At 64.4% G+C, this 13,844-nt stretch carries 15 protein-coding genes; 5 read left to right on the forward strand and 10 right to left on the reverse strand.

Annotated features, from left to right (window positions below):
* Window positions 1-381: hypothetical protein (locus tag PV768_RS20560; RefSeq protein ID WP_421094057.1), on the forward strand; the 381-nt coding region annotated here is incomplete at its 5' end.
* 202 nt (window positions 382-583) lie between these two features.
* Window positions 584-1,363, forward strand: a complete 780-nt coding sequence (locus tag PV768_RS20565; RefSeq protein WP_251421413.1) for a CPBP family intramembrane glutamic endopeptidase — start codon at window positions 584-586, stop codon at window positions 1,361-1,363.
* Window positions 1,364-1,582: 219 nt separating this feature from the next.
* On the opposite strand, the gene PV768_RS20570 is transcribed toward PV768_RS20565, so the two are convergent.
* Window positions 1,583-2,020, reverse strand: a complete 438-nt coding sequence (locus PV768_RS20570; RefSeq protein ID WP_251421415.1) for a hypothetical protein — start codon at window positions 2,018-2,020, stop codon at window positions 1,583-1,585.
* Window positions 2,021-3,043: 1,023 nt separating this feature from the next.
* Here PV768_RS20570 and PV768_RS20575 point away from each other — a divergent pair.
* From PV768_RS20575 to PV768_RS20585, 3 genes are all read left to right on the forward strand, one after another.
* Window positions 3,044-3,265, forward strand: a complete 222-nt coding sequence (locus PV768_RS20575) for a DUF3188 domain-containing protein (protein ID WP_251421418.1) — start codon at window positions 3,044-3,046, stop codon at window positions 3,263-3,265.
* A 181-nt stretch (window positions 3,266-3,446) separates the two neighbouring features.
* On the forward strand, window positions 3,447-3,758 hold the full coding sequence (locus PV768_RS20580; RefSeq protein ID WP_364017707.1) for a hypothetical protein: 312 nt from the start codon (window positions 3,447-3,449) through the stop codon (window positions 3,756-3,758).
* A gap of 182 nt (window positions 3,759-3,940) precedes the next feature.
* Entirely contained in the window at window positions 3,941-6,568 is a 2,628-nt protein-coding gene (locus PV768_RS20585; RefSeq protein ID WP_251421420.1) for an AMP-binding protein, read from the forward strand.
* A 57-nt stretch (window positions 6,569-6,625) separates the two neighbouring features.
* Here the strand turns inward: PV768_RS20585 and PV768_RS20590 are convergent, their stop codons facing one another.
* The 9 genes from PV768_RS20590 to PV768_RS20630 form a co-directional block, all read right to left on the reverse strand.
* A complete protein-coding gene (locus tag PV768_RS20590) occupies window positions 6,626-6,856 on the reverse strand; it encodes a hypothetical protein (RefSeq protein WP_309296832.1) in 231 nt (76 codons plus the stop codon).
* Between the two features lie 82 nt (window positions 6,857-6,938).
* Window positions 6,939-8,096, reverse strand: coding sequence for a phenylacetate--CoA ligase family protein (locus PV768_RS20595; RefSeq protein WP_421094058.1), 1,158 nt, complete (start codon window positions 8,094-8,096; stop codon window positions 6,939-6,941).
* Between the two features lie 258 nt (window positions 8,097-8,354).
* Window positions 8,355-8,954 (reverse strand): cadmium resistance transporter, encoded by a 600-nt coding sequence (locus tag PV768_RS20600; protein ID WP_366284838.1) that lies wholly within the window; start codon window positions 8,952-8,954, stop codon window positions 8,355-8,357.
* A 53-nt stretch (window positions 8,955-9,007) separates the two neighbouring features.
* Window positions 9,008-9,757: a cytochrome c biogenesis CcdA family protein gene (locus tag PV768_RS20605; RefSeq protein WP_421094059.1), complete on the reverse strand. Its 750-nt coding sequence runs from the start codon at window positions 9,755-9,757 to the stop codon at window positions 9,008-9,010.
* Window positions 9,754-10,263, reverse strand: coding sequence for a signal peptidase II (gene lspA / locus PV768_RS20610; RefSeq protein WP_251421433.1), 510 nt, complete (start codon window positions 10,261-10,263; stop codon window positions 9,754-9,756). Before lspA ends, PV768_RS20605 begins: the two co-directional genes overlap by 4 nt.
* Entirely contained in the window at window positions 10,260-12,209 is a 1,950-nt protein-coding gene (locus tag PV768_RS20615; RefSeq protein WP_421094060.1) for a heavy metal translocating P-type ATPase, read from the reverse strand. The genes lspA and PV768_RS20615 overlap by 4 nt, the downstream gene beginning before the upstream one ends.
* Window positions 12,206-12,580, reverse strand: coding sequence for an ArsR/SmtB family transcription factor (locus PV768_RS20620; RefSeq protein ID WP_366284829.1), 375 nt, complete (start codon window positions 12,578-12,580; stop codon window positions 12,206-12,208). The genes PV768_RS20615 and PV768_RS20620 overlap by 4 nt, the downstream gene beginning before the upstream one ends.
* 117 nt (window positions 12,581-12,697) lie before the next feature.
* A complete protein-coding gene (locus PV768_RS20625) occupies window positions 12,698-12,823 on the reverse strand; it encodes a hypothetical protein (protein ID WP_421094061.1) in 126 nt (41 codons plus the stop codon).
* 111 nt (window positions 12,824-12,934) lie between these two features.
* Window positions 12,935-13,543, reverse strand: a complete 609-nt coding sequence (locus PV768_RS20630) for a TlpA family protein disulfide reductase (RefSeq protein ID WP_366284827.1) — start codon at window positions 13,541-13,543, stop codon at window positions 12,935-12,937.
* Between the last annotated feature and the right edge of the window lie 301 nt (window positions 13,544-13,844).

Raw genomic sequence — 13,844 nt, forward strand, 5'->3', positions numbered from 1 at the left:
TACGGCAGAATAACCAGCGTCAAAGTGGCTCACTTTTCAGCCCGCGAAACGGCTCACTTTTCGACCATCGCTGACAGAAGAAACAGGATCTCCCCCCACAAGGACAAGGAACACCCACCGCTGCACATCATCCGCCAAAACGGGGTGCCAACCAAACAGCATCGCGCAGTCCATCGCCATGACGGCGACTTTCAGGAGCCAAACGGTCGCAGGGTGTGCACAGGTAAGCCAATGCCTGTCTCCAGCCGTGAAGGCAACATCCCGTCCGGGGGCAGCCCAGATCCAAAGGCCGCCGTCGTCGCCCTTGAAGGCGTGAGCGCCAATACCTGGGCCTGCATACTGACCCTTTGCGTGCAGGTGGTTCCGGCGTCAGCCGAATAGTACACACGGTACCGTCCGGTTCAACGCAGCACGGTTAGAAAAGCCAATGAAGCGCCAACGGAGAAGTTAGCCGCCATCGCAGGAGTCTTGACGGCAGCCAGTAGAAATGGGTCCGATAGCCGATCCGTCAGCGGGCGGCCTTTCTTGTGGTGTCTTTGCGGCATCCCGGAAGAGACCTGGCAACTGCAGGCAAGATAGGACCATGCTGGTTCCTTCCCGCCGCCGTCTGCGGATCGAAGTCTTGATAGTACTGGGACTGTCGTTAGGACAATCCGCCGTCTACTCCGTGGTGCAGCTTCTGGACAAAATAACCAGCGCGCCGCTGGCTCAGGGCACCTCCACACTCAACAACTCCCAAAGCACGCGCGAATACTTTGACCTGACATATCAGCTGCTGGAAATCTTCTTCGCGCTGGTACCTGTCGTTCTGGTGTTCTACTTCCTGACCGAGCAGCACAGAACGAACACCGGCAACGGCTACGGCAGTGTTTCTGCCTTCACAAAAATCGGTTTTAATTTTGCCCGTCCCGGAATGGACATGCTGCAGGGGCTCGGGCTTGCCGTCCTGATAGGCGTCCCCTCACTGGGCCTCTACGCGGTCGGGCGGGCACTGGGCATCACGACAGCGATCATTCCCAGCGCCCTGGACCCTTACTGGTGGACGGTTCCCGTGCTGGTTTTGTCAGCGGTGCGGCACGCGATCGTCGAGGAAGTCATCGTGGTGGGTTATCTGCTGGACCGCTTTGGGAAGTTTGGCTGGTCAGTGCCCCTGGCCATTCTTGCCAGTTCCACGCTGAGGGGCAGTTACCACCTGTATCAGGGTTTCGGGCCGTTTATTGGCAATGCCGTGATGGGCGTGGTCTTTGCACTGATCTATACCAAGAGCCGCCGTGTGATGCCACTTGTCATCGCCCACGCACTCCTCAACATTGTGGCGTTCGTCGGTTTCAGCCTGTTTGGAAGGGCGGTCGGGCTCGGCTAATTGACTCAGCCCTCGGTACTGGGCCTCCGCGCAAAGATTCCAGCCTTGTGCCGCCCTCATCACCCGTGCGTGAGCGCACTGCCAGTCTCATTGACCGCTGTAGGTGTGCTGACCGGCTGAGGTAAGGATCTGGGACATGGACCCCTTCGTTTGGGGGAGCTTCTCCGGTGGCCGTTCAGGTGCTCAGGCTGGTGCCCTGATGACCGGCAGTTGCAGTGGCTAAGGTCGAGGAACGAGCTGGTATGCGTAAAGCAGAGGCGCGTCCACGCTTGATGCTGTGAATTCCACGGGGCCCGATTGCGGAATACGGAGTTTAATACTTTCGCGGGCACCGTTGCAGGCAGCACCAAAGTCGATCAGCTCGCGTTCTTCCACGCGTGCAGTCAGGAAGGCTTTGCCGCCGCCGTCACACGCCAGCACAAGGGTGTAATTGCCTTCAGGCACGGTCACGATGTTACTGACGGGCTCCGCATCCAGGATTTTGCCGGCGCCCTCGGCCACTGCTGTGCCGGCAGTCGGGAGCGCGGTGGCCGTCCACGATGGGATATCAGCGCTCTCGACCGAAAGCTGCTGAGTGCAGCCCGAGAGTGCGACCACGGCTGCAGCGGCAGCGACACCTTGGAAGCCGTGCGTAATGGACAAGAATCGGAAGGGCATGCCTCCAACTTACCCGGAAATCAGAAGGGGGCGGAGGCACCCTGCAGGGCCACCCGGCCCACGATGCATCCTGAATGCTTAAGAGCTTTTCCCCTTAGATGCCGCCACTGCGACCGCGCCGACCAGTCCAGTTAGGGCGAACAGAATTCCTACGATCTGGTCTGTGCCGTAGGCGCCGGGCGCGATAAATGTCACCCCCAGTAAACCCAGGAGTGCCATTGCCGCCAGACTGAAACGCCGCATTGATAACTTCCGGACGCACGACAGGGATGTGTGGGGGAGCAGCCGGCTACTACTGCACCACACAGCCCCAGCCATGGTTCCGCTCAATTGGTGAAGCTCCGGTCAAATAGCGGTTGACCGGAGCTTCGGTCCATTATGCCTACCTGAACCTTGTGGTTTGCTGGGAAGGCAGCACTAGGGCCAGACATTATCCACAGATAATTGCCTGACTCGCCAGGCCTGGCGTATTACACACCTGCGCTGGGGTCGGTCCGCCCCTGTATCCAATCCTGCAATTGTTGGGGAAGGTAACCCGGCGCCTGTGGTCCAGGGCCGTCCACCCTCGACGGTCCCAGGGCGGCGCAAAGTAGTTGATCTGACGTGCCAGCTGCTGGAGACGTCATTTTTCGCTTTCGTGCCGGTTGTGTTGATGTTCTGCTTTCCAACCGTCAGGGCCAAACGAAGTCGGGAGCCGGCTATGACCGTACATCCTCATTTTCTGGTGCCTTGCTCTGCTGCAGGGGCCCGGATTGCCCTGATCTTTGGTTGCCTCGCCTGGCCTGTACGCACAGTTTGGACTCCTACGGCAGCCGGAAAGTGTCCGGAAAGTGCCGGGGCGGCCGGCGGTAAAGGCGGAGCCTGTGACAAGACGCATCACCGTGGCAAACATTGAGGAAAGGGCGGCAAAAGCGGGGGAGTGAACTGCTCCCAAGGGCTGGAGACAAAGGCGCCGGCTCATTGGTGGACCGTATTTTGCCTGCCCCGCCAGGTGTCCTGCCCGCTGAGCGGTAGACTCCTTTCGTGCTGAATGAGTTTTGGAATGGTGCCTCTAAGTTTTACAAAGCCTTGGTGTTTGGTGCCATGGGGTTCATCGCCGCAGGCCTCGTTATTAGCATCCTGGGCAATGCTACGCAGAATCAGGGGCTGGCTTTCGCTTCTTTGCCCGTGATCGGAATTGGTCTGGTTCTCCATGCGGTAGGAGTCGCGGTACGCGGGCACCAGGTCCGCAAGATGATCAGGTAACGCGGGCCGCCGCCGGCTCAGCACTGGTACGGAGGCCCCCGGCTGGATAGTTGCACGACGGCATGGCCCCAAAACTTTCACGACCCCTCCGCCCTGTTGTCGTGAAAATCTTTCGTGAACAGGACGGTCTGCCCGGCCGTCTCCGGAGGGCGCGTAACCCGGACAGAACTGCAAGGAATACATGAAGCTATCGTTAGTCGATTCTCTGGCCCAGGGAATCATTGCCTTCAGCGCAACCCCCTCCCCGAGCGCTGGCGAGAATGGGCTAAGACCAGGTCTTAGCCCCGACCAGGTGACCCCGGGCTTCCTTGGCTTCGTGATGACAGCGTTCATGGTTATAGCCGTTGTGATGCTGATGGTGTCGATGACCGGGCGAATCCGCCGCATGAGATACCGGGCACAGGTCAGTGAAGCGGGCGGTGAGGGTCCTGCTCTGCCCGGTGCCCGCAGTGCGGAGCAGTCCGGGGATGACCCGGCCCAGCAGGCGGTCTGACACCACTATTCGTCCTTCCCGTTCCGTCAAACCGAGTGTGTGAAGGAGAAGGGGTGGCCTGCTCGCTCTTCCAGGTCAGGTCGCCCTTGAAAGGCGGCTGTAATCGTGTCGCTGTCGTGGTGGCGCTGTCCCAGGGAATGTCCAGTTGAGTTAGGGTAGCTTTACCTTTACTGTGCTGGATTGTGACTGTACAGCCAGAACTGGCAGGAGTCTCGTTCGCCGCCACACTGGCCGGCTTCGGAGACCGCACCGCCATCAGGACCAAAAACCAATCAGTGAGCTACGGCGAACTGGCACGCCGCGTAGAGGACATGGCCCGAACCTTCGGCCCCGCCCGGCGGCTCATTGCCCTTGAGGCAGGGAATTCCCTGCCGTCCCTGGTGGCCTACCTCGCGGCCCTGTCCTCCGGCAACCCATTGCTGATCCTGCCCGCAGCCGGCGGGACCGCCGCCGAGGCGCTCGTCGCCGCCTACGATCCCGACATCGTGGTCCGCGCGTCCCAGGGCGAGGCGGTACTGGACGTACGGCGGGACGAAACCCGGCATGAGCTGCACCCGGAGCTGGCGCTTCTGCTGAGCACCTCCGGATCCACCGGTTCCCCCAAACTCGTTCGCCTGTCCGCCGAAGCCGTCCAGGCCAACGCCTCGGCGATAGCCGAATACCTGCACCTGCGCCCCAGCGACACCGCGGCCACCACGCTTCCGCTCTCCTACTGCTACGGGATGAGCGTGGTGAACAGCCACCTCCTGGTGGGCGCGTCCCTGGCGCTGACCAACCTTTCAGTAGTGGACCCGTGTTTCTGGGAACTGGCCCGCACCGAAAACGTCACATCCTTCGCCGCCGTGCCCTACACGTTCGATCTCCTCGAACGCGTCGGATTTGAGCACATGGACCTGCCCGGCCTGCGCTACATCACCCAGGCGGGCGGCCGGCTCGATCCGGACCGCGTGCGTTCCTACGCGGAACTGGGCAGGCGGCAGGGCTGGGACCTGTTTGTAATGTACGGGCAGACCGAAGCCACGGCCCGCATGGCCTACCTGCCGCCTGACCTGGCCGCAGAACACCCCCACGCCATAGGAGTGCCCGTCCCCGGTGGATCCTTCCGGCTGGAGCCCGTCCCCGGCCTGGATGCCTGCGAGCTCGTCTACTCAGGTCCCAACGTCATGCTGGGGTACGCCGAACAGCCGGAGGACCTTGCCCTGGGACGGGTCGTCACCGAGCTTCACACCGGTGACCTCGCCAGGTGCGGGTCCGATGGCCTCTATGAAATCGTTGGCAGGCGCAGCCGGTTCGTCAAAATCGTCGGCCTGCGGGTGGACCTGGGCCAGGTGGAACGGCTCCTGGCCGATTTTGGCCTGACCGCCGCCGCTGCCGGCTCGGACGACGCAGTGGTGGCCGCGGTGGAAGGAAGCCACGATCTTGCCCTGGTGGCCAAGACCCTTGCCCAGGACCTGGGCCTGCCGCGTTCAGCTGTCCAGCTTCATGCCGTGAGGTCCATACCGCGCCTCGACAACGGAAAGCCGGACTACCCCGCGGTCCTGGCCCTGGCGTCACCGGATGATGACAGCACCGATGGTAGTGGCACTGCGCCGGAACCGGCAGGAGACCCGGCTGACGTGCGGCGGATCTTCGCGGAGGTCCTCGAACAGGACGAGATCGCCGACACGGACAGCTTTGTTTCCCTGGGCGGTGACTCGCTGTCCTACGTCGCAGCGTCCGTCCGGCTGGAGCGTTCCCTCGGCTACATCCCGCAGGGCTGGCACCTGATGCCGGTCTGCGAACTTGTGCCTGCCCCGCACCGGGCTCAGGGGACGCCGCCCGCGGCCGCGGGTGAGCCTGCGGTCCGGCCGACCGGGCAGGTCGCGCGAAATTCCCGGAGCTGGCACCAGCGGTTGCTTGCCCCGATGGAAACCGGGATTGTGCTCCGCGCCATTGCCATCATCTTCATTGTTTCCACGCATATAGGTTTCTTCCATTGGGAAGGGACCGCCCACGTACTCATCGCCGTCGCCGGCTATAACTTTGCGCGCTTCCAGCTGACCGGTACCCGCGGTGCCCGGCTCCGGCGGCAACTGCGCAGCGTTGCCCGGATCGTGGTGCCAAGCGTTGCGGTCATAGGTTTAGCCTTTGCCGTGACGGATACCTATACCTGGGCGAATGTTTTCCTGCTGAACTCCCTGCTGGGGCCGGAAGGATGGACCGACTATTCCCGGTTCTGGTTTATCGAGATCCTGGTCTACATCCTGCTGGGCCTCGCTGCGCTGATGGCAATTCCTGCCGCTGACCGAGCCCAGCGCAGGTGGCCGTGGGCCTTCGCCCTTGCCTTGATTGCTGTTGATCTGCCGTTGCTCTTCGGCCTTGTTGACAGCCGGTATCCGGGGCAGGGGCCGGTCCTGTGGTTGTTCGGGCTGGGCTGGGCCGCGGCCGCGTCGCGGACGCTGTGGCAGCGGGCAGCCGTGACAGCCATTGCCCTGCTCACTATCCCTGAATCCTTCGACGACCAGTACCGCAGCGCAACCATCCTGGTGGGCTTCCTCATCCTGCTTTGGCTGCCCACGTTGACCGTCCCGCGCGGACTGCACCGGGTCACGGCACTGCTGGCCAGCGCCTCGCTGTACATCTACGTCACCCACTGGCTGGTGTACCCGCTTGTCGATCCGGCGCAGAAGGGCCTGGCCGTCGCCGTTTCCCTGGCAGCAGGCATCCTCTACTGGGCCGCAGCCACCCGGGCCATGGGCATGGTGGAAAAGATGTTCAGGAAGCGGCCTACGCCAGCGCCAGCCGCATCAACACACGCGGGAAGCCGTTGAGTACCGAGTCCGTGTCCGCGGCCTTGGTGAAGCCTGAGTACCAGCACCAGCCGCCGCCTATGGGGATGGGATGCGACTTAGCTGGAGGGGTCGGTCCGTCATGATGATCCAGGGGACGATCTTGACGTACGCCACCATCCCGATGAGCTCCACTAATGATGTCTGGGTGACGACGACGAGGGATACCAGGGCGAGCGGCTCGGGAAGGGCCAGGACCAGGGGGAGTACGACCAAGGAGTTGCGTGTTGCGCCGCTGAAGATCACGGCCTTGGCACTGGCGGCGTCCAATCCGCCGGCCCGCCGCGGCAGCCATTCCGGGCGGGACCATCACCACCAGGAACGCCGCGTAGTTCGGGATAACTGGCCTGCCCTACGGGGGCAGCGGGATGACTGTGCGGTGTTTGCCGCCTGGGGTGAGGCGCGGAGGACCGGGGTCTCTGGTTAGGGTGACGTTGCCCAGTCCGTGGCTGGTCAGCACGGCGGCGATTTCGGATCGGGCTGCTTCGAAGATCCTCGCAGGATCCGCACCAGCAGCGGGCTGTAGCCGGAGGGTGAGGCTCTGGGGTCCTGTTTGGATGATCTGACCTTTAGTGAGGCCGTGAACTTTGTCCAGCGCCGTACTCAGCGTCAGGGGTGTCACTGGAACGGGGAGCCCGGCGCTTCCCGGGAAGGTCAGCAGCTCCGCTGTTCGTCCCTGTACGTGTATGGCCGGCGTCAGGTCCCCGCACGGGCACGGGTCCGTCCTTGTGGTGACGCTGTCTCCCAGGTCGTAGCGCAGGATGGGTTGTATGCGGTTGGCCAGGTTGCTCAGCAGCACTGTGTGCGAGGGCTGGCCGGGCGGGACAGGTTTGTGGTTGGCGTCGACCGGTTCAAGGATGACCCAGTCGCTGTTGATGTGAAGCCAGCCTTCCCGGCAGCTGTAGCTCAGAAAGGGGCGTTCGGTCGCTGCGTAGCTGTGGAGGACCTTGGCTCCGAACGCTGCGCCGATCCTGGCGTAGTCTCCGGCAGGCAGTCCCTCGGCGGAGAGAATAACGGCAACGGGGTGGATGTTCAGCCGTCCTGCTTCCTGCTCCAAGGCCAGCAGCCGGCCGGTGGAGGCGTAGGGGGCTAGAAGGGCCGGGCGGCAGCTGTCCAGTTGGGCGACGAGGTCCGGCATCGGTGTCTGGACCGGGAACACAGCCACGCGTTGCCTGCCTGGCCCGTTTTGGAGCGCGGCCGCGGCTGCTGCTGAGGCGAAGTGGCCGCCGGTGGCGATGACCATGGCGGTCCGCCCGCGCCGACGGATGATCTCTTTGATGTCGGCCGGGGTGAGCCAGGAACTGAGCATGTGGAATGTCAGGGCCTTGGCCACGGCCAGGGATCTGGTGTCGAGCAGGAAGATTCCCCGGGTGCCGGTCGTACCGGATGTCGTAGCGACCGTGTACCGGTTGAGGAATTTTGCGCCGACCAGTGATGTGTCAGCGACGAACGACTGCGTTTCCTCCAGTGTCACGGCTGGGTCTGTGACCCAGTCATCGAAATGGGCCATCAGTGCGGCCTTCGTCGTCGCGGGCAGCAGTCCCGGGTCGGTGATCCGGGCCGGCAGGCCCTGATAGAGCCGGCGGTAGTACGGGGAGCGTGTCCGTGCGTAGGTGACGATCTCTGCCAGTCGTTCCCGTTGACGTTCCAGGATCGCAGCGCTGCCTCGTTTCCGGGCCGCCCGGGCATCGAGTAACAGCCCGATAGGTGTCTCTCTTATGGATCCTCCTGACCCTGGCAGTGTTCTCCTCTCACGACTCGTGATTTCTCAGGCGTTGAACAGCCGGGTGAGGACGCCGGAGCTGATGAGGATGAACAGGCCCAGCCCGATGAACACCGCGGGGACCAGCCAGTGTTCTATCTTCTCCAGGGTTTCGGTGACTTTGGGGTGCGTGCCTACAACGCGTCCCAGTGCGCACCAGACGGCAACAAGGATCAGGAACACAATGATGGTGACCACGGTGTCCTGCGGCGCCATGGTCCGGAAGATCGGGGTGTAGATGGCGATGTTGTCCGCGCCGTTGGCGATGGTGATACCGGCGACGCTGAGCAGGCCGACTGCGCTGATGGCAGTTTCTTCCTCCTCTTCCCCGCGTTGGCGCAGGAAACGGATCAGGCCGATGACGCCGATTCCCAAAGGGACCAGGCCGAGCCAGCCGACCCATTCGTCCGGGACAAGCGTCAGCCCCAGGGCGGCCAGAACGCTGATGCCGACCAGGGTGATGAATCCCAGGTACTGCCCGCCGACGATCTCCCAGGGCCGGGGCCGGCCTTTCGAGGAGGCAAGGAACAGGACGGTCAGCACGACGATGTCGTCAATGTTCGTGGCGGCGAATATGGCTGCCGCCGCTGCGATGATGCCAAGCATTGGTCGTGCACCTCTCGGTGGGCCCCTGACGGGTTTCATTCCGGCGGGGTGGATCAGATGGGCGTGGTGAAGGTTCCGATCAGGTTCTGCAGGCTCAGGATCCAGGTGGTCCAAACACCGGAGACCATCAGGACGCCGATCAGGACCAGGGTCGCGGCTCCTGCGAGGTTGAAGGCCCTGATGTTTCGGCGGACGAAGCCCAGGGTGCCGGTGACCCAGCTGAATCCGCGGGCGACGAGGAGGAACGGGATGCCCAGGCCGATGCAGTACGCGAAGCCGAGCAGCGCCCCGCGCCAGGCCGACCCGGTGGTGGTGCTCAGCGCCAGCACGGCGCTGAGGGTCGGGCCGATGCAGGGGGTCCAGCCCAGCCCGAACCCGATGCCCAGCAGCGGGGCGCCGGCCAAGCCGGTGTTCGGTTTCCAGGCCAGTTTGGCCGTGCTCTGCAGGAACGGGATCTTCCCGGACAGTGCCACACCCATGACGATGACGACCGCGCCCAGGACGCGGGTGATCTCATCGCTCCAGCTCACCAGCCAGGACCCGATGGTCCCGAACGCCGCACCGTACAGGGTGAAGACCGCGGCGAAGCCGAGGATGAAGAGCCCCACGCCGGCGGTGGTCCGCCGGCGTGCTGCCTTTTCATCGGTTCCGGCGAGACCGGAGACGTAGCCCAGATAGCCCGGGAGCAGGGGCAGGACGCAGGGTGAGATGAACGAGACCAGACCGGCAATGACCGCCAGAGGCACGGCCAGGAGCAGGGCTCCGGACTGCACGGCCTCGGCGAAGTACCCGCCCAGATTCACGCCCTGTTCTCCGGGTCCTTCCCGGGCAGCAACGTTCCCAGGACCAGGACGGCGACGCCGACGGTGACGAAGACGTCGGCGAGGTTGAACGTCGGGAACCATCCGCTGTGCAGATAATCCACGACCCCGCGCCCGTCGAGCCGGTCAATGAAGTTCCCGATGCCCCCGCCGGCGACAAGGATTCCGCCGGCAAAGGAGGTCCTGGACATCTTCGGGGCGCTGACGGTCAGCCAGGACAGCAGCGCGGCGATGACGACCCCGGTACCGGCCACGACAACGCCGGTGGGCAGGGCCGCGCCGAGGCTGAAGGCCACCCCCGTGTTGTACAGAAGCTTGATCGTCAGCAGCGGCGTCTCGATCACCTCGCCCCGGGCGAGGTTGGCTTCCGCCTGTGCCTTGATGAACAGATCGGCTCCGGCGAGCAGGAGCGCGCCGATCAGCAGCCCGCCCCGCCGTCTCCACGGCCGGGGCGGGGCGCTGGTCCGCACCGGTGCCAGTTGGCTCACCGGGCCGGTTCCAGGCTGGGGACGGTGTCCTGGGTGACCGGGATGGTGCCGTACTTGCTGACCCGGCCGGCGCGGACACCGTTGGCGATGACGACGATTTCGGCCAGTTCGTGGATCAGGACCACCGCTGCCAGTCCCAGGATCCCGAACAGGGCCAGCGGGATCAGCACAGCGATCAGGGCCAGGGACAGGCCCACGTTCTGGAACATGATGCGCCGCGTGCGGCGGGCGTGCTCCAGCACCTGGGGCAGGTGGTGCAGGTCCTCGCCCATGAGAGCGATGTCCGCTGTTTCGATGGCCACGTCGGTGCCCATCGCGCCCATCGCGATGCCGGTGTCGGCGGTCGCCAGTGCCGGGGCGTCGTTCACGCCGTCGCCCACCATGGCGGTCGGCTGCCGGTTCTTCAAAGTGCGGATGATGTCCGCTTTGTCTTCGGGGCGCAGGTCAGCGTGGACTTCGGTGATGCCCGCTGCCTTACCCAGGGCCTCGGCGGTGAGCCGGTTGTCACCGGTGAGCATGGCAGTGGTGTAGCCGGCGCGGCTCAGCCGTTCAATGACGGCTGCGGCCTCCGGGCGAAGTTCATCGCGTACGGCTACGGCGCCAATGAGGACGGAGTTCTCCTCAACCAGGACCGCTGTCGCACCGCCGGCCTGCATCCGCCGGACGGTGTCCTGCAGCGCCCCTGGGGTGATCCACCCGGGCCTGCCAAGCCGGGCGCTGTGCCCGTCGATGGTCCCTTCGAGCCCGGCCCCGGGGACCGTGTCCAGGCCGGTGACGGTGACCCGGTCCGTGGCGGCGGCGAGGATGGCCCGGGCGAGCGGGTGTTCGCTGCGTTCCTCCAGGCCGGCGGCAACGGCCAGCACCCGTTCCCGGGTGGAGGAGGCGGTGGCGGCAACCTCGATCACGGCGGGTTTGTTGCGGGTCAGGGTTCCGGTCTTGTCCAATGCGATGGTGCGGATTTTGCCCAGGGTTTCCAGGGCTCCGCCGCCCTTGATCAGGACGCCCATCCGGCTGGCCGCACCGACGGCGGCGACTACGGTCACGGGCACGGAGATGGCCAGGGCACACGGTGAGGCTGCCACCAGGACCACCAGGGCACGTTCGATCCACAGGAGCGGCTCGCCCACGATGAAGCCATAGACGGAAATCAGCACGGCGGCGATCAGGATGCCCGGGACCAACTTTTTGGCGATGGAGTCAGCCAGGCGCTGGCCGGGGCCCTTGCGGGACTGCTCAGCCTCCACGATGTGCACAATCCGGGCCAGGGAGTTGTTCTCCGCGGTGCTGGTGACCTCGACCTCGAGCGGGCCGGTGCCGTTGATCGAGCCGGCGTAGACTTCGCTGCCCGGCCCTGCTTCGACAGGGACTGATTCGCCGGTCAGGGCCGACGTGTCCAGGGAGGTGCGCCCGGTCAGGACGCACCCGTCGGTGGCCAGCCGTTCGCCCGGGCGCACGATCATGGTCTCACCCAGCACCAACTCGGACGGGGCGACGGTGACTTCGGTTCCGTTGCGCAGGACCCGGACCTCAGCCGGGACCAGGTCCAGCAGCGCCCGCAGCCCGCGCCGGGTGCGGGCCACCGAGTATTCCTCCAGCCCCTCGGAGATGGCATACAGGAAGGCCAGCATCGCCGCTTCCTCGACCTGGCCCAAGGCAACGGCGCCCGCTGCGGCGATCGTCATCAGCGTGCCGACACCGATCTTGCCCTTGGCCAGCCGGCGCAGAGTTGAGGGAACGAACGTCCACCCCGCGACCAGCAGCGCCGCAGCCTCCAGCGGCAGGGTGACCCACTCGGACGCGTCCAGCAGCGAAGCGATCCAGGCGACCAGCAGCAGAGCGCCGGAGACCGCGGCAGCGCGGACCTCGGTCACCTGCCAGAAACCCTCCGCCTCTTCCTGACCTTCTTCTGTTACCGGCTTGTCATCGCCGCAGCAGGCGTCACTCACAGTTGCTCCTCTTTGGTGGTTGCGGCGTCGCAGGACGCGTCACCGTAAACCGGGCACAGACTGACCGCGTTACCCGTCGCGGCCAGAAGGATCTCAGCCTGGGCCAAAACGTCGATCAGCTCAGGCCGGGTCAGCGAATAGAACACCTTCCGGCCCTCCATCCGGCCCGTCACCAGCCCACAGTCCCGCAGGCAGGCCACATGCGCTGAAACCGTGGACTGCGCCAGACCCAGTACCTGGGTGAGGTCACCGACCCTGACCTCACCCTGGGCAATGCGCTTTACGATGGCCAGGCGGGCCGGGTCCGCCAAAGAATGGAACAACGCGGCGGCCGGATCCAACCGGGTGCCGCTCCTCATATCAATCGTCATATGCCGATGATATCTAAGCTTGCAGATATGTGCCAGACGCAAGCCCTCCATGGTCTCCTGAATGCAGGTCGGAGCCAGTCCGCGCATGGCCCGTGGAAGGGGGTATGCGGAGCGGTGTTAGTGCGGTCCGGGGCGTCCGGAGAGAATGACGCCGCTTCCGGGCAGCGCGGGCATCCGGGTGAGGCCGATGCTCAGGTCCTGGGCGGGTACGGTGGCCGAGACGCTCCACCGATTCCCGTGCACGCATGACCGGCCTTCAGGATATGCGCAGGTGGCTGGGATATTCGGGAAATCCCAGCGCACCCCTGTACGGGAGGGCTGGGGAGGCAGCCTAAAACGGCATCCCAGTTTTTTCTAGGGGTTGAGTGTGGAAGTGATCAGGGCTTTCAGGGTGCTCTTGTCGAGTCCGCCCAGGATTCTGGCCGCGACACGGCCCTTTTTGTCCAGCACGAGGGTGGTCGGGACCGCCTGGGGCGGAACGAAGCGGGTCATGGCGAGCAGCACCTTGCCGTCCTTGTCCTGCACGCTTGGATACGTCACGCCGAAGGTCCGCTCGAAGGCTTCCGCGGTCGGCTTTTCATCCCGGACGTTAACGCCGTAGAACAACACTCCCTGCGGGGCGAACTCCTGGTACAGCGCTTCCAGGTGCGGGGCCTCGACACGGCACGGGGCGCAGGCCGCGTACCAGAAATTAAGTACCGTGACCGCACCGGACCAGTCACTGGAGTTGACAGGCGTGCCGTCATAAAGGGTCGCGTTCAAAGCCACCGGAGCCCCCCGTGACTCCTCGGCGTATTCCTGCACCGATCCGTCACCGGCAATGTAGTTCTTGTTATCCCCTGCCGCCGCCTGCTCGGCGAGCGGATCGGGTCCGGCGCAGGCGGCCAGGCCGAGGGAGGCCACTGCGGCCAAACCTGTCAGGATGCTGCGCCGGGCCAGGCCGCCGCCGGATGGGGTATTCATGGGATGACTTCCTCGTTCGTGGGTTTCCAAAAGGGGCATCACGCTCACTGCTTCCTTGGCGGATCAAGCCAGACCGCTGGGGAGCTTTACACCCGCAGAAACCGTTCCCGGCCCGCCCCCGTTTCCCGCGATGGCTCTTCGAGCGCAAGGCTTAACCGGAATCGGTTCAATCGTCTTTAGGCGATATTATCAGGACGAGGCTCCCTGAAGCGCAGGAGCCCCTTCTGCTAATTCTACGTATGGTAGAACTGCGGGTTACCAGACCTGTGCCCGCTTTTGATGAAACCGACCGGAAGGCAGC

Source organism: Pseudarthrobacter sp. CC4, from assembly GCF_048957775.1.
Taxonomy (GTDB): Bacteria; Actinomycetota; Actinomycetes; order Actinomycetales; family Micrococcaceae; genus Arthrobacter.